Here is a 22,445-nt window from a genome sequence, read left to right as displayed (position 1 = left end):
TATCGCACAAATTCATCGATAGGATCGATAAGATATGCAGCCACAGCCGACGTTGGACCAGCTTCAGGTGTTCCTTACCGTTGTGGAGAAAGGCAGTTTTTCGGCTGCATCGCGCGCCCTCAATCGAACGCAGTCGGTGGTCAGCTATACGATCGCCAATCTCGAGGCGCAGTTGAGGGTGGAGCTTTTTTCGCGTTCCGGCACCAAGCGGCCGCAGCTTACGGACGCCGGCAGATCCATCCTCGAAGATGCCCGCCGCTTGCTCGGCGATCTCGACCTGATGCGGGCTCGCGTCAGGGCCTTGAGCGACGGCCTGGAGGCAGAGCTCTACGTTGCGATGAGCGGCATCGTGCCATCGGACATCGTCGTCGATGTGCTGCATGCCTTCCGGGAGCATTATCCGACTGTCTCCCTAAGCGTTACAGTTGGCTCGCTTGGGATCGTTATGGATGCCGTTATCAACGGCACAGCCATCATCGGCTTTGGCGGCGCCATGCCAAACGATCAGATCATTTTCGAACGGATCGGCCAGTCGGGCATGATTCCCGTCGCGGCCTCGGATCATCCCCTTGGCGTGCTGGGCCGACCATTGACTCTTAGCGATGTGCGGGATGAAACACAGCTTGTGGTATACGACGCCTCGAGATTGACCACGGGGCGGGATTTCAATGTATTCTCCCTGAAGACTTGGCGGGTCAGCGACAACGCGACGAAACACCTATTCATCCGTGGCGGATTGGGCTGGGGCGGGCTTCCTGCGTCGTTGGTCAAGGATGACCTCGTGACTGGCCGTCTTGTCCAACTCCAGTTTCCTCTTTTTGACCAGAGGGAGTACCCGATCTACGCGATACGCAATGTTGCAAACCCGCTGGGGCCTGCGGCGAGATGGCTTGCTTCGGAGATCCAGGCAAGGCTTTCACGCGAGGCCGGAAATATAGCAAGCTCTTGATGTTAAGTCCTAGCTGCCGAGGAACTCCTTACGTTCGAAAACCGCGGCAAGCACCCGCGTCCCCATATCCGCCTCCTCCTCCGAAAGCCCGGAAAACCCGAGCAGCAGCCGTGACCGATCCGTCGAGACCACGTTCATGCGAGACAGCGGCATCACCACCACGCCCTTCCTCAGCGCCGCAGCGGAAACAGCCGTGTCATCATCCCAGCTACCCTTACTGCGAACCGTGAGGTTGATCCCCTGATCCGGCAGCAGCACCGCCAGATGCTCCGCCAACCGTTCGCTCAGAACCCCCGCCAGCAGATCGCGCGAGGCCCTGAGCCGTTCCCTCAGGCGCCGCAGATGCGCGGGGAAATAGCCCTCCGCGAGAAAATCGGCGATCACTCGCTGCTGGAAGCTCGGCGGGCAGCGGTCGACGGCGGGGCGGACAGCGCGGAAGGCGGGGACCAGATCGGCGGGGACGACGAGGTAGCCGATGCGCAGGCTCGGCAGCAGCGCCTTGCTGAAGGTGCCGGTATAGAGAACGCGGCCCGCCTTATCGAGCCCGTGCAGCGAGGCGATCGGGTGGCCCTGGTAGCGGAACTCGCTGTCGTAATCGTCCTCGATGACCCAGCAGTCGTTCTCTTCGGCATAGGAGAGCAGCCCGAGACGGCGCGAGAGCGAAAGAACGGAGCCGACCGGATATTGGTTGGAGGGCGTCACATAGAAGGCGGCGGGCGGCGGGAGCGTGCCGTCGAGCAGTAGCGCAATGTCGATGCCATCGCGGTCGACCGGCAGGCCGACGATCTCGATGCCGTTCAGCGCGAGGCATTGGCGGGCCGGCGGATAACACGGGTCCTCGACAACGGCCGTATCGCCTGGAGTCATCAGCACGCGGAAGGCAAGGTCGAGCGCCTGCTGCGTGCCCGCCGTGATGAAGATCTGTTCCGGGCTGCAGCGCACGCCGCGCGAAACGGCGAGATGGGCGCTGATGGCCGCACGTAAAGCCTTCTCGCCTTGAATGTCGCCATAGCCTTCGAAGGCATAGTTCATATGCCTTGCCGCAATGCGGTTCAGAAGCCGGGCCGTGCGTTCGTCATGAGCGATGCGGCCGGTGACGAACGGGAGCAACTTCTGCGGCTCGAGGCTCGGTCCGCGGGTGAGGATCGCGGTCGCGGCGGCCGATACGCCACGGCGGATCGGCTGCGCGCTGGCGGCGCTTGAGGGATCGATGGGGGCCGCACCCTCGGGAAGGGACGAGGCGATATAGGTGCCGGAGCCATGGCGGGCGACCGCAAAACCCTCCGACATCAGGATTTCATAGGCTTCGGCAACCACGCCGCGCGAGATCGCCCATTCCGCCGAGGCAAGCCGCGTCGAGGGCAGCCGCTGGCCGCCCGTCAGCCGCCGCTCGGTGATGGCATTGCGCAGCGAGAGATAGAGCTGGCGCGGCAAAGGCGCTGACGACGACGGATCGATCGTCGGCCGGAACGATGCCGATGGTCCTTCGCGTCTTCTCGTCAGCGTCATGAATCCTCCTCAGTGACCGGTTCAAGTGGCCCACCCGCCGCAGGCAAAGTGGATCTTCATATCGCCACCAAACTGCATTTAGATCGAGCCACTTTCAAGCGAATCACATTCGCAGTGCCTGACGGAGACGACATGAACCAAGCAAAGCTCGACGTGCCCTATTTCAGCCAGTGGGAAACGCCCGGGATGACCCTGCCGGTACTGGCCGAAGGTCCCGCCGCCCTGCATCGCGATGTCAGGTGGAAAAATTCCGGAGCCGAGACAATTGAGGAATATGCGCGCTGGGCGGTGAATGTCTGCGGCATGGCCTGCCTGAAAATGATCCTGGCCGCCCGCGGCGAAGCCCATCCGATCCTGTCGCTGGCGCGCGCCTGCACAGCCTATGGCGGCTATGTGATCAACGAGGCCGACGCCTCGATCAAAGGGCTGATCTATGCGCCCTTCGTGACCTTCGTGCGCGAGCGCTTCGGGCTTTCGGCCGACGTGAGGACGCAGGTGCCGGCGGAAGGGATTCGCGAAGTCCTCACAGACAAGAGCTTCTTCATCGCCTCCGTCAGCAGCATGATCCGTTGGCCGGAGCGCGAGCCGCCGGCCAAGGGCGGCCATCTCGTGCTGGTGACGGCAGCCGATGAGGAGAGCGTGCGCTTCCACAACCCGTCCGGCCATGACCGCGCCAGCCAGGCCGATGTCACCCTGCCGCTTGCCACGTTCGACCGCTTCTTCGCCAACAGAGGCATCGCCGTCGGCTTCTGAAGCTGTTCTCTCAAGGAGATTTTGATGAGCCCTTCCCGATCCAGGCTGCGCATCGCCGTGCTTTTCGGCGGCCGCTCCAGCGAGCACGACGTCTCGGTGATGTCGGCAACCAATGTGATGCGCGCGCTCGACCCCGAGCGCTATGACGCCCTGCCCGTCTTCGTCAGCCGCGATGGACGCTGGCTGCAAAGCCGCGTCAGCAATGGCGAACTCGACAGGCCAGAAGCCGGCACCGAGCTCTGCCTCGTGCCCGGCGGGCGCGGACGGTTACTGGCTATCGCACCCGATGGAAAAGCGGCCGAAGCAGGCAGGATCGACATCGTCTTCCCGGTCCTGCATGGGCTGCATGGGGAGGATGGCGCCGTCCAGGGGCTCTGCCAGGTGGCGCGCGTACCGCTTGCCGGCTGCGGCATTCTAGGCTCGGCAACGGCGCTCGACAAGCATATCGCCAAGCAGCTTCTGAAGGCCGCTGGTCTGCCGGTCGCCCGCTCGGTGACACTCGATCAGGCCGCACCCCCTGCGCTCGAAACGCTAGAAACCGAACTCGGCCTGCCACTCTTCATCAAGCCGGCCCGCCAGGGCTCCTCGGTCGGCGTGCGCAAGGTCTCGGGCAGCCAGGAATTCGGCCCCGCCCTCACGGAGGCTTTCAGCCATGACCGCAAGCTCATCGCCGAGGAATTCATTGCCGGACGGGAGATCGAATGCAGCGTGCTGGAAGATGCCAAAGGCGGCCTCTTCGTCTCCCGCCCCGGCGAGATCGCGCCGGCCGAAAACCACGGCTTCTACAGCTACAACGCCAAATATATCGATGATAACGGCGCGACCCTAAAGGTCCCGGCCGAGCTGCCCGCCGACGTGGAAGAGAATATCCGCGCCATGGCCGCCCGCGTCTTCCGCGCGCTCGGCTGCGACGGCATGGCCCGCGTCGATTTCTTCCTGATGGAAGACATGCGCTTCGTCGTCAACGAGGTGAACACCATTCCGGGTTTTACCGATATCAGCATGTATTCCAAGGCGATGGCTGCGAGCGGAATCGGCTATCCTGAAGTCATCAACCGGCTGGTGGATCACGGGTTAGCAAGAGCAGCATGAAGAGGCCGTGGGGCGGACGGAGCCGGGCGCCTTTGCAGTTGAAGAGATCAGAACCGTCGGCATCCTGTTCCGGTTTAACTAAGCAGCTGGTTTGAAATTCTTTGGCATAAGCAATTATTATGGAACCACGCCGCAGGTCCAGCATTCCGGTAATGTCGCGCTTGCGAAAAACACGAGCAACCCCTTTAATCGAATCTCCCCCGGACGGCCATGCTTTCCCGGACGATCAGTCGACTGGGAATAACCCTTCGCATAGCTGATGGGCTTTCCGTTTTCTCGATGGCCTCCAGAAGCATATCGACTGCCGCCGTGCCCATCTCCTCCGCAGGCTGCTTAATCGTCGAAAGCGGCGGCGAGCAGAAGGCGCAAACAGGGGAACCATCGAAGGAAACGATCGAGAGATCCTCCGGGATGGCAAAACCCATCTCCCTCATCCTGCTCATGAAGGAGATCGCCATGTCATCGCTGGTCGCAATGACAGCGGTTGGCTTCTCAGCAAGTGCGGCAAAATCATCGGCAGCCTGAAGACCGATCTCGAAGCCCTGCTGGTAATCCAGCTTGCCACCCGAACGGACCACTGCCGTTTCTGGGAGCCCGGCCTCCCGAATGGCCTCCAGCACGCCGCCGAAGCGCTCGACATCGTGGTAGTTGCCCTCCGGACCAGCCAGATAGAAAAACCGGCGATGGCCGAGACCGATTAGTCTTGCAGTCGCCTCCCGAACGGCTTCGCGATCGTTGGTTACGACGCTCGGCACACCGGATGCACTCATATCCAGCAGCATGGAGACGATCGGCAGGCCGGCATTGGCAAGTGAGCGCCCTTCCAGTTCCGGCAGCTTGGACGCCAGAATGATGGTGCCGCGGACCGTGCCGCCGAAAGCCAGATTGAGGATATGCCGCTCGGAAGCTTCGTCACGGGCAAGGTTGGCAATCATCAATGTATAGCCGCTCTGGAGCAGCGACTTGTTGATGGCCTGCAGCACCTGCGGGACGATCTGCGACGCGCCGTAATAGAGCGATCCCGGCAGGACGATCATGATGATGTTGGACTTGCCGACCCGCAGACCCCGCGCCATGGCATTGGGCGTATAGCCCAGTTGCTTGGCAGCGGCATCGATCTTGGCGCGTGTCTTTTCGTTGACGCGTCCGGGGTTGGCCAGCGCCCGGCTGACTGTGGAAATCGCCACGCCCGCGAGTTTCGCCACATCGGCCATGAGAGGCCCGGACTGCTCCTCCCCGAGCATATCCTTGTTTTTGCTCACGTTTGTTTGTCCCTTTCGGATGCTCATGGCTGCAACTCTAAGGCAAGCTGTGATTCAGAGCAAACGTTTGCCAATATTCGCTTGCATAAAAAAACAGCTTGGCTATTATCTCATCATGGCAAACGATTGCCAATCTTAATGCGTTGAAATCACATGGCTTCCAGAATGCGAAACCACGGTTTTCGCAAACGGTACGCCATGTCTTAAGAATGGCTGGCCATGACGACTGATGAAAGGCTCCGCTTCGGCGTTGATCTCGTGACGTTCTTCCATCCCGGCTTCTGGGAGGTCGAAAATTATGACGCCATCATCGAGCACGCCCGAACCGAGCCGCGCGCCTTCTGGGGCAAGATCCTCGACAACGTCCAGGCATCCGGCGTCACCGGCGTCGAACTGACCTTCTCCCCGTTCAACTGGCAGGATGCCGTCAAGACCTACGGCTCCGTCGAAGCCTTTGCCGGCGAACTGTCGCGGCGGGGGTTGACGCTCTGCAGCGGCTTCTTTGCCGAACTTGAAGCCGCCGGCGATTTCACCAAGGCGGAAGCCCAGGCAGCGATTATCGCCAAAGCCGAGAAATATGCAGATTTCCTCAAGGCCTGCGGCAGCGACATCATGGTGATCGGCGCGCCGCTGCGCCAGACCCTCGGCGCCCAGCCGGTGGAGTTTTATGACTTCGACCGAGCCAAGATGATCGCCGACTTCCTGAACCGGCTTGGCGCGACCCTCTATGCCCGTGGCGTTCGCCTTGCCCTTCACACCGAAGCGCATTCGATCTTTGCCGCGGCCCGCGATGTCGATCTGATGATGATGCTCACCGATCCGGCCTATGTGCATATGTGCCCGGATACGGCGCATATCATCGTTGCCGGTTCCGATCCGATCCAACTTGTCGATCGCCATCACGAGCGCATGATCATTGCCCACTGGAAGGATGCGGTCGGCCCGATGCCGGCCGACACCCCGATCGACGAGCATATCCATGACCGCCATCGCCCATATTTCTGCGGCTTTGGTCTCGGAAGGGTCGATTGGCCGGCCTGGACGCGGCTGCTGCGCGACCGTCGCTATGAAGGCTGGGCGATCCTCGAACTCGATGCCGCGCCGGACCCCGTCCGCGACATTGCAAACGGGCTGATGCTCGTCCGGCAGGCGCTCCTGCCGATCTACCGCTGATAAATCACTCCCAAGACGACAAACGCCCCGCCAAGAGGGCCTTTTCAAGAGGTGGAACGATGAAGAAGATGATGAAGCTTTTTCTGGCCGGTGTTGCATTCGCCGGCTTTCTGACCACGGCCAAGGCGGAGGACAAGCCGACGATCGAAATGCTGTCGTCCTGGACGTCAGGCGGCGAAGCGGCCGCGCTCAACGTCATCAAGACGGAATTCGAAAAGCGCGGCGGTGTCTGGAAGGACTCTTCCATCGCTGGCTTCGGGGCTGCGGATGCGGCCTTTCAGAACCGCGTTGTTGCCGGCGACCCGCCGGGCGCCAAGCAGGGCGTCATCGGCCTCGCCGCCGCCGATTTCGTAAGCCAGGGCCTGTTCAATTCGATCGATGACGTCGCCAAGGCCGGAATGTGGGCGGATGTGCTGCCCAAGTCGATCCTCGACCTCATTTCCTATGATGGGCAGGCTTATCTCGTGCCGACCGGCGCCCATGGCGAAAGCTGGGTGTTCTACTCCAAGGAAGCCTTCGAGAAAGCCGGCATTGCGGAAGAGCCGAAGACCTGGGACGAATTCTTCGCCGGCCTCGACAAGCTGAAGGCTGCCGGTCTCGTGCCGGTTGCCTGGGGTGGCCAACCCTGGCAGCAATCCAAGGTCTTCAACATGATCCTCCTGTCCCAGGTCGGGATCGATGGCTTTCTGAAAATCTACGTCGACAAGGACAACAGCGACGCTTCGGTCGAGGGCGTGAAGAAGACACTCGAGATCCTGCGCAAGCTGCACGGCTATGTGGACGATGGTGCTGCCGGCCGCAACTGGAACGATGCGACCGCAATGCTCATCACCGCCAAGGCCGGCGTGCAGTTCATGGGCGACTGGGCCAAGGGTGAATTCACCGTCGCCGGTAAGGAAGCGGGCAAGGATTACGGTTGCATGATCGTTCCGGAATCGCCGGGCATGGTCTACATTGCCGACTCCTTCTACTTCCCGAAGACCGGCAACGCCGAAACCGACAAGGCCCAGAAGCTTCTGGCCGAGGTCGTGATGGACCCGGCGGTTCAGGTCGAATTCTCGCTTAAGAAGGGCTCGGTTCCCGCCCGTTCGGACGTCGACAAGTCCAAACTCGATGCCTGCGCCCAGAAGGGTGTGGAACTGATGAGCGCCGGCGCGATCGTTCCGGATCAGGCAATCGTGCTGACCCCGCAGCAAGTCGGGGCACTCGACGACTTTGTTGATGAATACTGGAACGGCGGCTCCGACGATGCGGCTGCTACAGCCGAAAACTTCTTCGCCATCTTCGAGTAAGATCACGCAGACGGCGCCGGACCCGTTCCGGCGCCAAGTCACGCCGCTTTGCGGCGCGACCTCTGCTGCCCATCCGTCAACGAACTGGCGATGTCCATGAAACGCAAGACCAATCTATCCGCAACCTTAGCGCTCCTGCCGACCTGGCTCGTTGCCGCGGTGGTCTTCATCGGCACCATGGCCTGGTCGATCAATCTGTCGTTTACGAACTCGACGATCTTCCCGTCATCGTCCTATGTCGGCCTTGCGCAATACGCGAAGCTGTTTTCCTCCGTCAAGTGGCTCGCCTCGCTTCATAACGTCCTGATCTTCGGTGTTCTCTATGTCGGCGGCTGTCTGCTTCTGGGCTTTCTGCTCGCCGCAGCGCTTGATCGCAAGATCCGCTTCGAAAGCGCCTTCCGCACGATTTTCCTCTACCCCTATGCCATGTCCTTCGTCGTGACCGGCCTGATCTGGCAATGGATGCTCAACCCGACGCTCGGCATTCAGGCGAGTGTACGCTCACTCGGCTGGGAGAGCTTCGTGCTCGACTGGGTAGTAAATCGCGACGTGGCAATCTACGCGCTGGTGCTTGCCGGCGTCTGGCAGGGTGCTGGCCTCGTCATGGTCATCGCACTTGCTGGCATGCGCGGCATCGAAGCCGAGCAATGGAAGGCGGCTAGGATCGATGGCATTCCGGTCTGGCGCATCTATGTCTCGATCATCCTGCCGCAACTTGGCCCGGCGCTCGCCGCCGCTGGCATGCTGCTCGCCATGGGCGTCATCAAGACCTACGATATCGTCGTTGCCATGACCAATGGCGGCCCCGGCAATGCAACCGAAGTGCCGGCCAAATTCATCATGGACAATCTCTTCGGGCGTCAGAACCTCGGCCTTGCCACGGCAGGTGCCACGGTTCTCGTGCTCGGCGTGATCATGATCGTCGCTCCATTCCGCTACGCCATGCATATGCGCAGCAAAGCCAAGGGAGCCTGCTGATGGCCCGCCTCCAGCCCAACGGCCCGAAGCCGACGCAGATCACCGCCGGCCGCATCGGCCTCTATGTTTTCCTTCTCGTTGCGGTGCTGTTCTTCTCGCTGCCGCTCTACACGATGGTTGTCACCTCGCTGAAAACCATGGACGAAATCCGCCTCGGCCAGATCTTCTCGCTGCCGTCGAAGCTGGATTTCTCCGCCTGGGCGACAGCGTGGTCCGGCGCCTGCATGGGCACGGTCTGCGTCGGTATCCGCAGCGGCTTCTGGAACTCGGTGCTGATTACCGTTCCTTCCGTCGCGCTCTCCGTCTTCGTCGGCGCCGTCAATGGCTACGCACTGTCGCTCTGGCGGCCGCGTGGGGCAAAAGTGCTGTTCGGGCTGCTGATGGCAGGCGGGCTCATCCCCTACCAGATTTTCCTCTATCCGATGGTCCGGGCCATGGCGACAATCGGTCTCTACAACTCGCTGGCCGGGATCATCCTTGTCCATGTCATCTTCGGCCTGCCGCTGGTGACGTTGCTGTTTCGAAACTACTTCGTCAGCGTGCCGGAAGAGCTGTGCAAGGCGGCGCGCGTCGATGGCGCGGGATTCTGGCGCATTTTCTTCGAAATCATGCTGCCGATCGCCGTGCCGATGGTCGTCGTTGTGTCCATGCTGCAGTTTACCGGCATCTGGAACGACTTCCTGCTCGGCCTCGTCTTTGCCGGCCGCGACAACCTGCCGATGACGGTCCAGCTCAACAACATCGTCAACACCACCATGGGCGAACGCACCTATAACGTGAACATGGCGGCGACGATCCTGACCGCCCTTGTTCCGCTCGCCATCTATTTCCTGTCCGGCCGCTGGTTCGTGCGCGGCATCGCCGCCGGCGCGGTCAAGGGGTAATGCTGCCATGCAATCCGCTGTTTCCATCAAGGACCTGAAGATCGCCTATGGCGACCACACGGTCATCGAGAAGATGTCGCTCGACATCGCGCCGAAAGAGTTTCTGGTTCTGCTCGGACCGTCCGGCTGCGGCAAGTCCACGCTCTTGAACGCGATCGCCGGCCTGCAGGATATTACCGCCGGCGAGATCTGGATTTCCGGCAAAAACGCCACCTGGGAGGAGCCCAAGGATCGCGGCATCGGCATGGTCTTCCAGTCCTATGCACTTTATCCCCGCATGTCGGTGCGCAAGAACCTCTCCTTCGGGCTGCGTGTCGCCGGCTTGCCGAAGACGGAAATCGAGGCGCGTGTCGCACGCACCTCCGCACTCCTTCATCTCGACAAACTGCTGGATCGGCGCCCGGCCGAACTTTCCGGCGGCCAGCGTCAGCGCGTTGCTATTGGGCGCGCGCTCGTCCGCCAGGTCGATGTCTTCCTCTTCGACGAGCCGCTTTCCAATCTGGATGCGAAACTGCGCAACGAACTCAGGGTCGAGATCAAGAAGCTGCACCAGAGCCTCGGCAACACGATGATCTACGTTACCCACGATCAGGTGGAAGCCCTGACGCTGGCGGATCGCATCGCCATCATGCGCGACGGCGTGATCCAGCAGCTGGCATCGCCGGCGGAAATCTACCATCGCCCGGCAAACCTCTTCGTGGCAGGCTTCATCGGGGCTCCGGCGATGAACTTCATCGAGGGACGCATCGAAACCGGCAATGGTTCGCCCATGTTCCAGAGCAATGGGCTCAGCTTCGATCTCTCCGGCTATGGCTTCAAGACGCCTCCGGCGTCCGGACCCGCGACCCTCGGCTTCCGCCCGGACCATCTGGTGCTCGATGGCGCGGCAAGCGGCCTGCCCACCATTCCCGGACGCATTTCCGTCGTCGAGCCGATGGGATCGGAGGCCGTGCTCTGGTTCGACTGGGCCGGACAAAGCCTCTCGCTTCGGCTCATGGGCGATGTGACGCTTCAGCCCGGTGACGCATTGTCTCCAGGCCTCGACATATCAAAGGCATCGCTCTTCGGGGCAGACGGATCACGCCTGTAACGCTGATCGCATGTGTTTTTCTGCAATGTCCTGGAGGCGCTTCTCCGAACATTGCTCCACGACAGGATTCGGACTGACATGACTGAAATTATCTATGATGCGCTGGTGATCGGCTCCGGCGCTGCGGGCTCGTTTGCGGTCAAGGAACTGACGGCGCAGGGATTGTCGGTTCTTCTTCTGGAAGCCGGTCCCGATGTCGGACCCAAGGATTTCGATCCTTCCCGCAAGAAGCCGCCGGCGAGCAGCATCAATATCTGGGAACGTGCCCGTGCCACCGTAAAAGGTCAGCCGATCCAGGCCCGCGCGGCTTTTTTCACCGAACGCTTCAGCCATTTCTTCGTCAACGACCGCAAGAACCCCTACACGACGCCGAAGAGCGAGCCCTTCCTCTGGATCCGTGGCCGCCAGAGCGGCGGCCGGCTGCACAGCTTCGGGCGCGTGCTGCTGCGCTGGACCGACGAGGACTTCAAGATCCATTCCAAGACTGGCAAGGGCGTCAACTGGCCGATCTCCTACGACGAGATGGCTCCCCTTTACGACGAAGTCGAGAGCTATCTCGGGCTCTATGGAAACAAGGATAATGCCTCTACCCTGCCCGATGGCGTCTATGCCAAGCCCGCAAGCCTCACCCCGGCGGAACAGACCTTCAAGCAGACGGTCGAGAGCCGCTGGCCAGACCGGCATGTGGTCTCCTGGCGCTATATCGCACCGGATGCCGCGCGTGTCCCGAAGCCGCTGAAGGAGGCGCTCGCAAGCGGCAATCTGACGGTGAAATACAACGCCGTTGTGCGCCGCATTACCACCGATGACACGACCGGTCGCGCAACCGGTGCGGAATTCATTGATCGTACCTCGGGTACGCTATCGACCGCCCGTGCGGCCATGGTCGTACTTGCGGCATCGCCAATCGAAAGTGTCCGGCTTCTCCTGAATTCGGCCTCCGCCAGACATCCGGGCGGACTTGGCAATAGCTCCGGGGCGCTCGGGCGCTATTTCATGGACCAGCTGCCGTGCCTCGCCTTCGGCTCCTTCTCCGGCGCGAAAGGCTGGGCGCAGGATGAATCCGCGCCGACGGACCCCTTCTACAATCCCTCCGGCGGCATCTTCATTCCCCGTTTCGGTGAAGGCGATACGTCCCGTGGCGATTTCGCCTATCAGGGTAGCGTCGGCCGCGCGCCGGTGTTGGATCAGGAGGATGCCCGCCTTGCCTTCTTCGGCTTCGGCCGCATGCTGCCCTATGCTGACAACCGCATCACGCTGGATGCACGTCGCAAGGATGCCTGGAACATTCCCGTGCCGCATATCCGCTGCGTCATGCAGGCGGAAGAACATGCCTTGCTGAAGCGGCAGGAGGGAACGCTGATCTCGATGATCAAATGTGTCGGTGGCGATCTGGAATTTATCGGCTCGCCGACCGGCCTGAAGGAAATGGGCAAGGGCGCGTTCCCCGAGGCCAGCGCCTTCAGCCGTTTCATGTTCCGCACATGGTTCAAGAAAACCATGTGCATCGGGGCTGCCATTCACGAGACGGGTGGCGCCCGGATGGGTGAAACGCCGGAGGCATCGGTTCTCAACCCCTACAATCAGCTCTGGGATGCACCAAACCTCATCGTCACAGACGCCAGCGCCTTCCCCGGCAGCGGCATTGCCGGCACGACGTTGACGGTTATGGGATTGACGCTACGCGCTTGTAGAAATCTCGTGAAACAGCATCAGCGAGGTGATTTTTCAGCTAGATGATCAGTGACCTCGCCCCGTTGAAATAATCCATTTTGAAGTAAGCTCTGGCCCATTGAGAGGACCAGGGAATGAAACGCAACCGTTTTACGGACGAACAGATCATCGGCATTCTGAAGGAGCAAGAGGCACGCCGGTCTCGGAGCTTTGGCGCAAGCACGGCGTCAGCGATGCCAGCATCTATAAGTGGAAGGCCAAGTTCGGCGGCATTAACCCATCTAAGGTCTTGAATGGATCAGAACCAACGACCCTGTTATTACAAATCCCTGTCGGGTTCTGTACGCAGGCTGAACGAAGCGGACACTCAGGCAAGGTCAAACCTTGCCCAAACCCTTCAGCCCGTCCGTCTGAAAACCCGCTCGGGATCCCGAACCTTAGGCAGCTTCTCTTTTAGATCGGTCTCTCAGGTTCGCGGAACGCAACGTCAAGTTCCTCTCTGCAGTAGAGTCGCCAACATTTTTGACATCTCTAGCCATTCGCGGTCAGTGCCTCGAGTTAGGGTCGAATGACCGTAGCGACCGCTCCGCGCTCGGATGCCTGGCATTTTCGCTGGGGTCTTCTTGCGTTGGCGCAGCGCTTCCTGAAGGCCTTCGATCGCCACGGATAAGGGAACACAAGCTTTCGAAACTGGATCCCGTACCGTCACCTGCTTGGGCCAATTTAGTCGGAGCGGCCTCTTCGTTGAACCGACGCCACGAAGCGATTTACAGCATTGCGTAACCACCGGCTCATATCTCCCGGGAATGCAACAATAGCCTTGCGCCGCTCGAGAACAGCAATCCTGACGTATTTGTTGATGTCGATGGGAGCTTCTCGCTTAGAAAATACCTGTTGAGATGGTCGGTCGTCCATGTGGATTGTCCTGGTTCGCCTTGCAGAACTCCTTGTTTATTCCTTCCCCAAAGAAGGATAATTATCTAACTTGGTGCGACACTCATGACTGGAGTTCACGAATATGCCCGATGCGCATCAGATGGCGGCGTTCGTGCGCGTTGTGGAGCTTGGCTCATTTGCCAAAGCTGCAGAGGAATTGCGCCTGACGCCTTCGGCGCTGTCGAGGCTCGTCTCACGGCTTGAAGACCGGCTTGGTGTGCGGCTCCTCACGCGTACGACGCGAAAACTGGCGCTGACAATGGAGGGCGCGCTTTATCTTGAGCGATCCCGCGAAGTGCTCGACCTGATCGCTCGGACCGAAGCGGACGTGTCGTCGTCGCGAACAACGCCCAAAGGCCTACTTCGCATTAATTCCAGCACGGGCTTTGCCCGCCAGACACTTCTCCACGCGATACCCGTGTTCCTCGCGCGCTTTCCGGATATTTCGGTGGACCTCACCTTGACGGACCGGCTCGTCGATCCGGTTGCCGAGCAGGTCGACATCATCATCCGGGGCAGCCCATCGGCTGGCTCCGACCTTGTGGTGCGCCGTCTAGCCGAGGGCCGCCGCCTCATTTGCGCTTCGCCGAACTATCTCCGCAAACATGGAACGCCGCGATCGGCGGCCGATTTGACGCGCCACAATTGCATAGCGCTCTCCAATCAAGCCACTGCCACGACTTGGCCGCTGGCTACCGATTCAGGCATCGAGCAGTTCACGCCCAAAGGCCGCATCAGTTGCGACAATGTCGGAATGCTGTTCGACCTCGCGGTTGCTGGCCACGGCATTGTCCGTCTGGCCGATTTCGTCGTGGGGCAGGCGGTGCACGAGGGCCGACTGGTGGAGATTCTGGCCGACGTGAACCGGTCAAACACGCTCTCGCTGTGGATCGTCATGCCGAAAGGACGGTTCTTGTCGCCGCGGGTTCAGGCGTTTCTCGACTTCATGGATGACTGGCTGAGTTCAAACCGTGGCGAACACTCCCGGCGCTAGCAGTGGCGGTGAAGCTTGCTACGATCAATTGGAAGGCCGAAGTGTGAAGTGCGCAACGGGCTGATGGGCCTTTCGCTCATCAGGCCTTTTGTCTTGAAGGAGGAGGACGAGGATGAGCACCGATCGGGAGACCGTGCGGTCCTATGATACGGTTGCGGCGGAGTACGCTGCCGAGGCCGCGGCGATGCCCGAATGGGTCGCGACAGAGATCGATGCGTTCGTGAACGAGTTGGGCGGCTCGGGCAGAGTGCTGGAGATCGGAAGCGGTGGCGGGCGAGATGCACTTGAGCTTGAGAAGCGGGGAATTAGCGTCCGGCGCACCGACATTTCAAAGGGTTTCGTCGACCTGCTTCGCGAAAATGGCTTCGAGGCCGACCTTTTGGACCCGCTGACCGAAGACCTGGCCGACCCGCAGCGTCACGGTAGGCCGTACGACGGGATCTGGGCCTGTGCCTGCCTGATTCATGTCGCGCGCGAGGATTTCAGTATGGTGCTTCGACGGCTTGCCGAGGCGACCCGGACCGGTGGCCGACTGCACGCCTCGGTTCGAGAAGGCGATGGCGAGGATGTGTCCACACACGGTAGTGCCGCAGCGCCTCGGCGCTACGTCGAGACGTACTGGCGCGAGTCTGCCCTGCGATCCGCACTCACAGGCGCCGGCTGGATCGTCAGCGAGGTACGTCGGTGCGTCGGAAAGCCCCATGATCGGTGGCTGAGCGTTCGGGCGAGTCGAGCGTGACGCACACAGGCCTTGCGGAAATGGCTGGTTGTGGCGCGACGATGAACATTTGTTTGTCGCCGCAATATCGGTTCCTGGCTAAGCAAAGATCGCCTCTATGGCCGACAAGCGGGCGCATGGCTGCCGAAGCCTTTGCAGTTGATGGGATTCGAACCTAGAAACTAGCAAACCTGAGATCTAGCAACCTATTGAAAGATCGGTGAAGTCGGCTATGCGCGATCAACCAGGAGAAGCTAAGTCAGCAACTCAAGATCAACGCCGAGGAAGACGACTTTAACTCACGGCCCCATCGGCCAATTCGGAGCCTCCCCAATTGAACGCTCACCAGCATGGCGCAGGGATCGAACGAAATTGGATTTGATCATCCCCCTACGGCTAGCATAGACAGCCAGTTCAAGCGGGAGCGAGTCAAGACCAGGGGGACGGACGATGAAGATCGTATACATCGGCAACAACCAAGAAGCGCGAAAGAAAATTCTCGCCGAAGCGGGTGACGTTCTTCTGCTGCTCTACGATCGGTGGGACGACTTCGGATACAAGAGCCGCTTCCCAACTATTTGCAGGATCGGCGGTAAGGACGTAGAACTCGGCGCGTTGCGGATCTTGTTCGCGGACCAAAAGTCTTCGCACCCGTTCCTTGCAGAACAGCGCCAGAATGGCTGGGATGGCGAGTTTCCGGTCGAAGGTGCGCACTATCTCTCGGTACCCGAGGAGATTACCTTTTACGAGCAGCTTCTGGACTTGCTCCCCGAAGGCGCTCCGCTCAAGGTCGCGGAGAGACTGCACGACGCCAGCTATCTCGCCCATGTTATGCAGGACGCCGATGCGCTCGCGATGATTGAGACTGAAGGCTTCCGAACATCCCTGCAGCGGGAGCGCTCATCTCAAAACAGCTTCGCTGACGGATGGCGTCTGCTCAACCGACAGGTACTAAATGTCGCTGATCTGAGCTTCACCTTTCGCGATCCAATGGATGAGCTTTCGACATTGCGGATGAATTTCGCGCCCAAGTCGCTGCTCCCGCACGACATCAATGTGATCATCGGCCCAAATGGTGTCGGCAAGTCCTCCTTGCTTCGTCAGATGGTGCGCGCATGGATTCAGCCTAAGCCCGGTCATAAGGCGCTCAACGGGGCCGAATTCAATCCTCGTCCAAACCTGAGCCAGCTCGTCGCGGTGTCGTACAGCCCGTTCGAGCGGATGCCGGTCGACACGGACGACGAGGAGAGTCTCGCCAAGCCTCTCAAGGATAAGGACATTTATCGCTTTTTCGGGTTTCGCGGCAGGCACGAGTCCCAAAAAACGGGCCGGCAGATGCGCATTCGTCACAGTCTTGCAGTGCCAAAGGCCAACGCCACGCGCTCGCTAATCCATTGCCTGACCGACGATCTGCGCTACAGCACCATGAAGGCATGGGCCAACAAGCTAAGAACCCTGCATCGGGTGCTCGGCAGCGCGATCACCTTCGACGTGGCGGCAGTCCGGCTGCAGGAAAACGCCCCCATCGACGAGATTGTCACGAATGATGCTTTTGAAGAGATCGAGATTCTTGAACTCGAGGAAACCGATGACGCGGGTGAAATTCAGATCGCCCGCTATGTCCCGGTCGCACCTGGAACCACGGGCATCAACGTTCCGGCCTTGCTTCAGCATGTCGATCTCGACGACGGCGTCACCTTCTTCGATCAGGGCAAACCACTGCGGCTGAGTTCGGGGCAGCGGCTGTTCTTCTACATCGTCGTCAACATTCTAGGAGTAATCCGCCGTAATAGCCTTGTGATTGTCGACGAGCCAGAGCTGTTCCTCCATCCGACGCTGGAAGTGCAGTTTGTTTCGATGTTGAAGCAGATTTTGCGGACCTATGGCTCGAAGGCACTACTAGCAACCCACTCGGTAGTAACCGTGCGTGAGGTGCCAAGCCGTTGCGTGCATGTGTTCGAAGCCACCGACGACGGTCTCGCCATAAAGACGCCACCCTTCGAGACATTCGGCGGCGACGTGCAACGCATCGCCAGCTATGTATTCGGCGACCGGTCGACTTCTAAGCCGCATGAGGCGTGGCTGCGAGAGCTGCTAGATAGGCACGGAACAGCAGACGAGCTCATCGAGGCGCTCGGTGCCGACCTGAACGAGGAGATGATCATTCAGTTGCATGCGATGGAACGCGGCAAATGGTGACGCGACTTCCCCTACCTGAAGCGTGTAGCGTCACACTCGTCGAGACCGTGGTGGCCGAACGCGCTGGAGGTCCGAACGCCCTCTATTTTAACGGCTTGGCAGCAGAGTGGCGCCAGCGCGTGGAGCACTATCTCGCGGAGCGCGGAAATCCCGAAGCCGTGCCGAGCTGGCCAGCGATTATGGCCAACCGTACCCGGTTCCTGACTCTCTATAACAGCCCGCGCGAAAACTCTTCACAGCTGCCAATCCTCAGCGCTCTGCGTGAACGCAAACTGCAATTTTGTCCGGCCTGCGGCGAGGAAGGCACCCCCAACACGCTCGACCATTATCTCCCCAAAGAGGCGTTCCCGCATTTCGCGATCACACCGGCCAACCTTGCACCGATGTGCGACACCTGCCAGCTCATCAAAGGGACCGAGACGCTCGACGATCAGGGACGCCGAATCTTCCTTCACCCCTACTATGACGACTTCCTGAACACTCAGGTAGTACGCCTTGTCATCGGCCGGCCCTTCAATGCTCCCGAGGATTTTGTACTTCAGCCCGTTCAAGACCTGCCTGATGATCTGAGCGCACTCGTACAGCGTCATATCGACGGACTGGAGCTACAACGGCGCTACGGTGCATTCTTTCGCGACGAGTATATGCGCCTCCTCCGTCTCACCCAAGAAGTTCGCAACGCCGGGCGCGACATCTGCGACGATATCCCGACATTTAAGCGCATGCATGAGCTACGCGCAGTCAACGTCTGGCCTCATATCTTCTATGCCGCCGTGTCCCAGGATGAAGAGCTGTTAGATTATCTAGCAAACGGCGACCTTCCGGCAATGCTCTAAGGCTAGACACTGATCCACGCGGTAGGACATTGTTTCCGCCCCGTGGCGTGAGGCCGAGCGGCCGAACTAGCTGGTGATGCTTGAACCAGAGCTGAGTCGCCATGGCAACTCGGAGCCAGGTGACGACGCGCCCACAACTACAGAGCACCGATCTTGCGAAGGTGGTCGAGAAACGCATGATAGGATACCCGCACTTCACCCACCCGTTTGTGCAGCTCCGCCTTCAGCACCTCGTACTGCTGAACCTTCGTTGGGTCATAGACCGTCATATCCCGATCTAGATTGAGATGGGGGGCCATGGCGTAACGATAGTCCGAAGCATTGTACTGACTGCCGGGATAGATGAAGAAATTGGCGCCGACGAAAGCATGCAGTCCCTGCGCTTGTTTTGAAAAGTCGTTATAGAGCTCGATCGTCTTCTTGTGCTGGAAGGCGAACTGGCTTTGCCGAAAAATCGTGTAAGCGTGGTGGAATGCAGTATCCTGGCTGGACCAGTAGGAGTGGTCGTCTAACAAGTTTCCTAGATACGGTTCAGGCGATGCTGGATCGGGAAGTTGTGCCGCCAAGGTGGCCCTGTCGCTTTCAATCTTTCGGCTCAAAGGGTCTAGCACGAAATACTTGAGGGTCAGAATGGCCAGCCCGATAAGAATCAGTATCCCGCCGATCAGATAATTCGCGGCTTCATCAACCTGAAAATTGGCCTTATTCAAAGCGATGAACAGGATGGGCTGCCACCATGGCCCCAACAGTCCGCCAAGACCGGCGAAGAGAAAGACCTTTCCCACCGCAGCTACAAGATGAGGTTTGTATGAAAAATGAAACCGACCATTTTCATGGCTAATCTGCAGTGACAAACAAGAAACTCCGAATTATGTGCTTGCTTTTATTATCTACTTCATATTATTCGTCCGAACCGACCGTGTGTACAGATCTGTGCAGCAGTTTAGTCGCGTCTTAGTCGTACAGGTCGAAATCCTCTGGCTCCCCATTCCAAGCAAAGTAGAGCTTCGAGCCATCCCAATAGGAGGCCCGGCCGTCAGCCACCTTCCGTTTTGCCCGCCACACGAGTTCACCATTGAGGTTGTCAATCGTCGACGCATCAAACTGAGGTACCTGTGCGCCGCGCTGACCATATCCGTCATCCGCTACGGTCTGGTTGCGGAGTGCCATTACCAGGGCGGCGTGTTTGGTCTCTTTGATGATCAGTGCAAAGCTGTTCATTGTGACATTGTAGCCGTGATTGGCATGCAAAATGCGGGGATCCCGCCGTCCCGCAACTTCGGAAATCAACCGCTGCACTGACATGGGTGACACGAGTGTCGATTTGTCCGCGATAATGCCGTTGGTCGCTCTTGCACACCAATTCACTACATCCTCGCGCTCAGCCAGCTCTATTGAATTCGGAAATCGCGCAGCAAAGCGTCGAGCCACCGGCAAATAGCTCGACGTTGTTACGAACAAAGCCCTGTGCGCTCTCTCGGCGAGGCTAATGCCGTAGAGCGCAGCGACATTCGTCAGATCGATCTTGTTTCCGACGGCATACCGCTTAGCCTGAACGACGGTGAGGATGTCACCGATTGGGTCTCTTTGCCACAGCCGAAGATCGATACCATTGTCGGCTCTGCCAGGGCCAAGTTCGGCAGTGAAGCCTTGGCTCTGGAATATGCGAAATAACAGCGTCTCGAAATCGCGCCAGTGAAGGCGATTGAGGTCGCCCGGGTTCCGCGCGAAGTGTTCGTAAAGCTCCTGGTAGACGTCCGCTGTATCGTCCGTGATAAGACTACAAACCCAGCGCCACTGAAAGTAGCGAGCAAACGCTGCTGAAAGCGCTTCATCCTCAGCATAGATAGCCATCGAATAGCCATTGACGTTTTCGTAGAAATAGCCGCGTTCTTGCAGAAGTGTAAAAAAGCTGGGTTCGTTCCCTTCGGGGTCCTCACCGCCAAGCACGGTCGAAAGGTCGCCGCCGCAGATCAGGAGCGTCACGACCGGTGGATCGGTTGGCTCGCCATTGACGTGCTCGAGGTATGCTTTAAAGCAGCAGTCAAACCAAAGGTCGCGACTCTCCGCCCATTGCTGAATTGCGTTCTCGAGCGCGACAATTTCCTCCTCGAGCGCAGTGTCAGTCCACGCCTCCATGTCAGTTCGCACTAAAGAACAACATTTTCGCCATAAATCGCTCCTTCGGGCACAGCTAAACACAGGGAATAGTATAGGCCGCGGTTCTACTTAGGTATCTCTGAAACACCGCTGCTACGCTCATACACTGTCAATTACCCTTCCCTGATGTGTAAGCAACCGCACTCGCTGCGTCAGCCTTCAACAGGCCCAATGCAACCTGGTTGGATGTTTCATTAAAGCGTCTAACAAAGCCTCCATAACCTGCATCGTGAGCAACCATCCGTCGCCCCCCAAACCGTGTTAGAAGTTGTTTGAGTGCCGGCAGAAGCGAATCGTCGATGGCTTTATCATCCTTATGTTTGATCAGACGGAAAACGCTGTTCGATTTGGCGAACTCTGCGAGTCCACTCGTAGAAAATACAGGACTGCCGATTTCGGCAGATCTCGATATCAGGATCGTGCGCACGCACCATGCTATTCTTCGGTTCACCAGAGAGCTGTTAGCGACGGCTGCACCGTAGTGGAAAAGGAACCAACCAAGGTCTGTCGCCTGCTGGATCTCCGCGTCGTACGACTGTCGCAACCGGAACTTCGATCGAAGCTCTTCCAGTTGCGCCTCAGGGTCATAGAGAGCCTTACCCTCCCGCACGATATGGCAAACGAATAAATCTCCGTCGCGCGCACGCCTCCGAAGATCGAGAAGTTGGTAAAACGACGTCGAAAGATGCCCTGTAACCGAGTGTCGCGGGGCGTCCTCCGTTGTAACCATAAGAAGATCAGTGTCCGATCGGGCATCCTGATCGCCTCTCGCATGACTGCCGAAAAGGAAAACCGCTGTCACAGGCATAGGGTCTTCCGGACTTGAGTGGACGAATCGTGGGTCATTAAGGATTGACCGCCTTCCGGAGGGCTTCGACAGACAATTTTCGCGCAACTGCTCTCGCCTGAATGACGTCCTCGACATTCTCCAGAACAAGCTGTTGCTTTTCGGGCTTCAGCGTACCAGCTGGAACGTCCAAATTGTGCTCGTTGATCAGGTAAAAAGCGACGCTCAGCCGGCTTGACACTACAAGCTGATCGTTGGTCATCTCATATTCCGCTGCGACGGCATCTTGTATCGCTCGCTCAAGGCCGGGGTTCGGGATTAAAATGAGGTCGATTGTATGGTGCCATTCGAGGTCCAGCTTCGGATCAATTGAACACAGTTGTTGCGTCCCTACTCCTTTAATGCGGTTGAGGTTGTAGTCGCGGAAATCGTTGTGATCTCTCGACCAGGCACGAACATACCAACGTCCGCCAGCGTGGAGCATCGAATGCGGTGCAATTTTCCGAATGCCGGGTGGCGTCCCTGTCAATGATTCGTATTGGATTTCAATCTCCGCATTTCGCTTGATCGCATCGAGAACGCTGAGAAGATGATGGGGGTTCGTGGCGCGACGGCGAAGCGAACTGACTACCTCGATTGGTGGCATCGCGGCAAACCAGGTATCTTCCTGCCGCATCCAACCGCTCTCGATTGCCGTCAGTTGCAGGAGAAAGCGATCCGAATACGGTCCTATGAGGGCTGGTTCGTACTCTTCAGTCCGCACATAGGTTTTGCGAGTCCGATCATACGTAAGGTTCTTGCTCGCTCGTTCTTGATAGTGAGAAATGTCGGCAGAGGCTTGTTGGGCGGATATACCAAAGAAATCCACAAGATCCTTGCGGTTGAAAAAGCCATCCCAAAAAAGGCGAAAATCTATAAATTCCAGACGCCTAAGGACGCCCCATCTAAGCTCCCGATCGTCATCGTCAGTCACGCGCATCTCCCCTTTCTCGATTCGTTTCCAAAAAACGCATCGCATTACTTGACTCGTTATGGAGTCGTACCTACCTTTTATGGAGGCACGGGGGATTACAGTCAACGTACCTGAGATAGCATGACGTGGATGGCCGTAGCGAAGTTGCTCGTCTGTCACGCAGAATTTCCGAGTTCAGTGACAAAA

At 59.0% G+C, this 22,445-nt stretch carries 19 protein-coding genes and 1 pseudogene; 14 read left to right on the top strand and 6 right to left on the bottom strand.

Going from position 1 to position 22,445, the window contains the following annotated elements:
* Window positions 1–34: 34 nt before the first annotated feature.
* The gene (locus tag M728_RS25715; RefSeq protein WP_026621578.1) at window positions 35–949 is read left to right on the top strand and encodes a LysR family transcriptional regulator; all 915 of its coding nucleotides are present in this window, start codon (window positions 35–37) and stop codon (window positions 947–949) included.
* A 9-nt stretch (window positions 950–958) separates the two neighbouring features.
* Here M728_RS25715 and M728_RS25710 read toward each other — a convergent pair whose 3' ends face one another.
* On the bottom strand, window positions 959–2,458 hold the full coding sequence (locus tag M728_RS25710) for a PLP-dependent aminotransferase family protein (RefSeq protein WP_051440946.1): 1,500 nt from the start codon (window positions 2,456–2,458) through the stop codon (window positions 959–961).
* Between the two features lie 132 nt (window positions 2,459–2,590).
* Here M728_RS25710 and M728_RS25705 point away from each other — a divergent pair, with 132 nt between their 5' ends.
* Window positions 2,591–3,211 carry a C39 family peptidase gene (locus M728_RS25705; RefSeq protein ID WP_026621579.1) on the top strand — a complete coding sequence of 207 codons (621 nt, stop codon included), beginning with the start codon at window positions 2,591–2,593 and terminating at the stop codon, window positions 3,209–3,211.
* Window positions 3,212–3,235: 24 nt separating this feature from the next.
* Window positions 3,236–4,303 (top strand): D-alanine--D-alanine ligase family protein, encoded by a 1,068-nt coding sequence (locus M728_RS25700; RefSeq protein WP_026621580.1) that lies wholly within the window; start codon window positions 3,236–3,238, stop codon window positions 4,301–4,303.
* 185 nt (window positions 4,304–4,488) lie between these two features.
* On the opposite strand, the gene M728_RS25695 is transcribed toward M728_RS25700, so the two are convergent.
* Window positions 4,489–5,565: a LacI family DNA-binding transcriptional regulator gene (locus tag M728_RS25695; RefSeq protein ID WP_026621581.1), complete on the bottom strand. Its 1,077-nt coding sequence runs from the start codon at window positions 5,563–5,565 to the stop codon at window positions 4,489–4,491.
* Window positions 5,566–5,784: 219 nt separating this feature from the next.
* On the opposite strand from M728_RS25695, the gene M728_RS25690 reads away from it, so the two are divergent.
* From M728_RS25690 to M728_RS25640, 11 genes and pseudogenes are all read left to right on the top strand, one after another.
* Entirely contained in the window at window positions 5,785–6,738 is a 954-nt protein-coding gene (locus M728_RS25690) for a sugar phosphate isomerase/epimerase (RefSeq protein ID WP_026621582.1), read from the top strand.
* A gap of 59 nt (window positions 6,739–6,797) precedes the next feature.
* Window positions 6,798–8,030 carry an ABC transporter substrate-binding protein gene (locus M728_RS25685; protein ID WP_026621583.1) on the top strand — a complete coding sequence of 411 codons (1,233 nt, stop codon included), beginning with the start codon at window positions 6,798–6,800 and terminating at the stop codon, window positions 8,028–8,030.
* Between the two features lie 90 nt (window positions 8,031–8,120).
* A complete protein-coding gene (locus M728_RS25680; RefSeq protein WP_026621584.1) occupies window positions 8,121–9,008 on the top strand; it encodes a carbohydrate ABC transporter permease in 888 nt (295 codons plus the stop codon).
* Window positions 9,008–9,892 (top strand): carbohydrate ABC transporter permease, encoded by an 885-nt coding sequence (locus M728_RS25675; protein WP_026621585.1) that lies wholly within the window; start codon window positions 9,008–9,010, stop codon window positions 9,890–9,892. The genes M728_RS25680 and M728_RS25675 overlap by 1 nt, the downstream gene beginning before the upstream one ends.
* Window positions 9,893–9,899: 7 nt before the next feature.
* Window positions 9,900–10,982 (top strand): ABC transporter ATP-binding protein, encoded by a 1,083-nt coding sequence (locus M728_RS25670; protein ID WP_026621586.1) that lies wholly within the window; start codon window positions 9,900–9,902, stop codon window positions 10,980–10,982.
* Window positions 10,983–11,060: 78 nt separating this feature from the next.
* Entirely contained in the window at window positions 11,061–12,722 is a 1,662-nt protein-coding gene (locus M728_RS25665; RefSeq protein ID WP_026621587.1) for a GMC oxidoreductase, read from the top strand.
* 68 nt (window positions 12,723–12,790) lie between these two features.
* Window positions 12,791–12,942 (top strand): annotated as a pseudogene (locus M728_RS25660) (transposase); the annotation flags it as partial.
* 732 nt (window positions 12,943–13,674) lie between these two features.
* The gene (locus M728_RS25655) at window positions 13,675–14,586 is read left to right on the top strand and encodes a LysR family transcriptional regulator (RefSeq protein WP_026621588.1); all 912 of its coding nucleotides are present in this window, start codon (window positions 13,675–13,677) and stop codon (window positions 14,584–14,586) included.
* Window positions 14,587–14,698: 112 nt separating this feature from the next.
* Window positions 14,699–15,325 carry a bifunctional 2-polyprenyl-6-hydroxyphenol methylase/3-demethylubiquinol 3-O-methyltransferase UbiG gene (locus tag M728_RS25650; protein WP_026621589.1) on the top strand — a complete coding sequence of 209 codons (627 nt, stop codon included), beginning with the start codon at window positions 14,699–14,701 and terminating at the stop codon, window positions 15,323–15,325.
* 429 nt (window positions 15,326–15,754) lie between these two features.
* The gene (locus M728_RS25645) at window positions 15,755–17,503 is read left to right on the top strand and encodes an ATP-binding protein (protein WP_026621590.1); all 1,749 of its coding nucleotides are present in this window, start codon (window positions 15,755–15,757) and stop codon (window positions 17,501–17,503) included.
* A complete protein-coding gene (locus M728_RS25640) occupies window positions 17,497–18,339 on the top strand; it encodes a hypothetical protein (protein WP_156943477.1) in 843 nt (280 codons plus the stop codon). The genes M728_RS25645 and M728_RS25640 overlap by 7 nt, the downstream gene beginning before the upstream one ends.
* A 137-nt stretch (window positions 18,340–18,476) precedes the next feature.
* Here the strand turns inward: M728_RS25640 and M728_RS25635 are convergent, their stop codons facing one another.
* The 4 genes from M728_RS25635 to M728_RS25620 form a co-directional block, all read right to left on the bottom strand.
* A complete protein-coding gene (locus M728_RS25635; RefSeq protein ID WP_156943478.1) occupies window positions 18,477–19,193 on the bottom strand; it encodes a hypothetical protein in 717 nt (238 codons plus the stop codon).
* Between the two features lie 100 nt (window positions 19,194–19,293).
* On the bottom strand, window positions 19,294–20,478 hold the full coding sequence (locus M728_RS25630) for a restriction endonuclease (RefSeq protein ID WP_026621592.1): 1,185 nt from the start codon (window positions 20,476–20,478) through the stop codon (window positions 19,294–19,296).
* A gap of 130 nt (window positions 20,479–20,608) precedes the next feature.
* On the bottom strand, window positions 20,609–21,307 hold the full coding sequence (locus tag M728_RS25625; protein WP_026621593.1) for a nucleotidyltransferase domain-containing protein: 699 nt from the start codon (window positions 21,305–21,307) through the stop codon (window positions 20,609–20,611).
* 37 nt (window positions 21,308–21,344) lie between these two features.
* Entirely contained in the window at window positions 21,345–22,265 is a 921-nt protein-coding gene (locus M728_RS25620; RefSeq protein ID WP_034883925.1) for a WYL domain-containing protein, read from the bottom strand.
* Between the last annotated feature and the right edge of the window lie 180 nt (window positions 22,266–22,445).

The organism is Ensifer sp. WSM1721 (genome assembly GCF_000513895.2).
GTDB lineage: Bacteria > Pseudomonadota > Alphaproteobacteria > Rhizobiales > Rhizobiaceae > Sinorhizobium.
Note: the sequence above shows the minus strand (reverse complement) of the source record. Positions and strands in the feature narration are given on the sequence as shown.

Excerpts from the sequence above, each read along its gene's own strand:
- M728_RS25715 (WP_026621578.1), top strand. The coding sequence starts at position 35 with ATGCAGCCACAGCCGACGTTGGACCAGCTTCAGGTGTTCCTTACCGTT.
- M728_RS25710 (WP_051440946.1), bottom strand. The coding sequence starts at position 2,458 with ATGACGCTGACGAGAAGACGCGAAGGACCATCGGCATCGTTCCGGCCG.
- M728_RS25705 (WP_026621579.1), top strand. The coding sequence starts at position 2,591 with ATGAACCAAGCAAAGCTCGACGTGCCCTATTTCAGCCAGTGGGAAACG.
- M728_RS25700 (WP_026621580.1), top strand. The coding sequence starts at position 3,236 with ATGAGCCCTTCCCGATCCAGGCTGCGCATCGCCGTGCTTTTCGGCGGC.
- M728_RS25690 (WP_026621582.1), top strand. The coding sequence starts at position 5,785 with ATGACGACTGATGAAAGGCTCCGCTTCGGCGTTGATCTCGTGACGTTC.
- M728_RS25685 (WP_026621583.1), top strand. The coding sequence starts at position 6,798 with ATGAAGAAGATGATGAAGCTTTTTCTGGCCGGTGTTGCATTCGCCGGC.
- M728_RS25680 (WP_026621584.1), top strand. The coding sequence starts at position 8,121 with ATGTCCATGAAACGCAAGACCAATCTATCCGCAACCTTAGCGCTCCTG.
- M728_RS25675 (WP_026621585.1), top strand. The coding sequence starts at position 9,008 with ATGGCCCGCCTCCAGCCCAACGGCCCGAAGCCGACGCAGATCACCGCC.
- M728_RS25670 (WP_026621586.1), top strand. The coding sequence starts at position 9,900 with ATGCAATCCGCTGTTTCCATCAAGGACCTGAAGATCGCCTATGGCGAC.
- M728_RS25665 (WP_026621587.1), top strand. The coding sequence starts at position 11,061 with ATGACTGAAATTATCTATGATGCGCTGGTGATCGGCTCCGGCGCTGCG.
- M728_RS25655 (WP_026621588.1), top strand. The coding sequence starts at position 13,675 with ATGCCCGATGCGCATCAGATGGCGGCGTTCGTGCGCGTTGTGGAGCTT.
- M728_RS25650 (WP_026621589.1), top strand. The coding sequence starts at position 14,699 with ATGAGCACCGATCGGGAGACCGTGCGGTCCTATGATACGGTTGCGGCG.
- M728_RS25645 (WP_026621590.1), top strand. The coding sequence starts at position 15,755 with ATGAAGATCGTATACATCGGCAACAACCAAGAAGCGCGAAAGAAAATT.
- M728_RS25640 (WP_156943477.1), top strand. The coding sequence starts at position 17,497 with ATGGTGACGCGACTTCCCCTACCTGAAGCGTGTAGCGTCACACTCGTC.
- M728_RS25630 (WP_026621592.1), bottom strand. The coding sequence starts at position 20,478 with ATGGAGGCGTGGACTGACACTGCGCTCGAGGAGGAAATTGTCGCGCTC.
- M728_RS25625 (WP_026621593.1), bottom strand. The coding sequence starts at position 21,307 with ATGCCTGTGACAGCGGTTTTCCTTTTCGGCAGTCATGCGAGAGGCGAT.
- M728_RS25620 (WP_034883925.1), bottom strand. The coding sequence starts at position 22,265 with ATGCGCGTGACTGACGATGACGATCGGGAGCTTAGATGGGGCGTCCTT.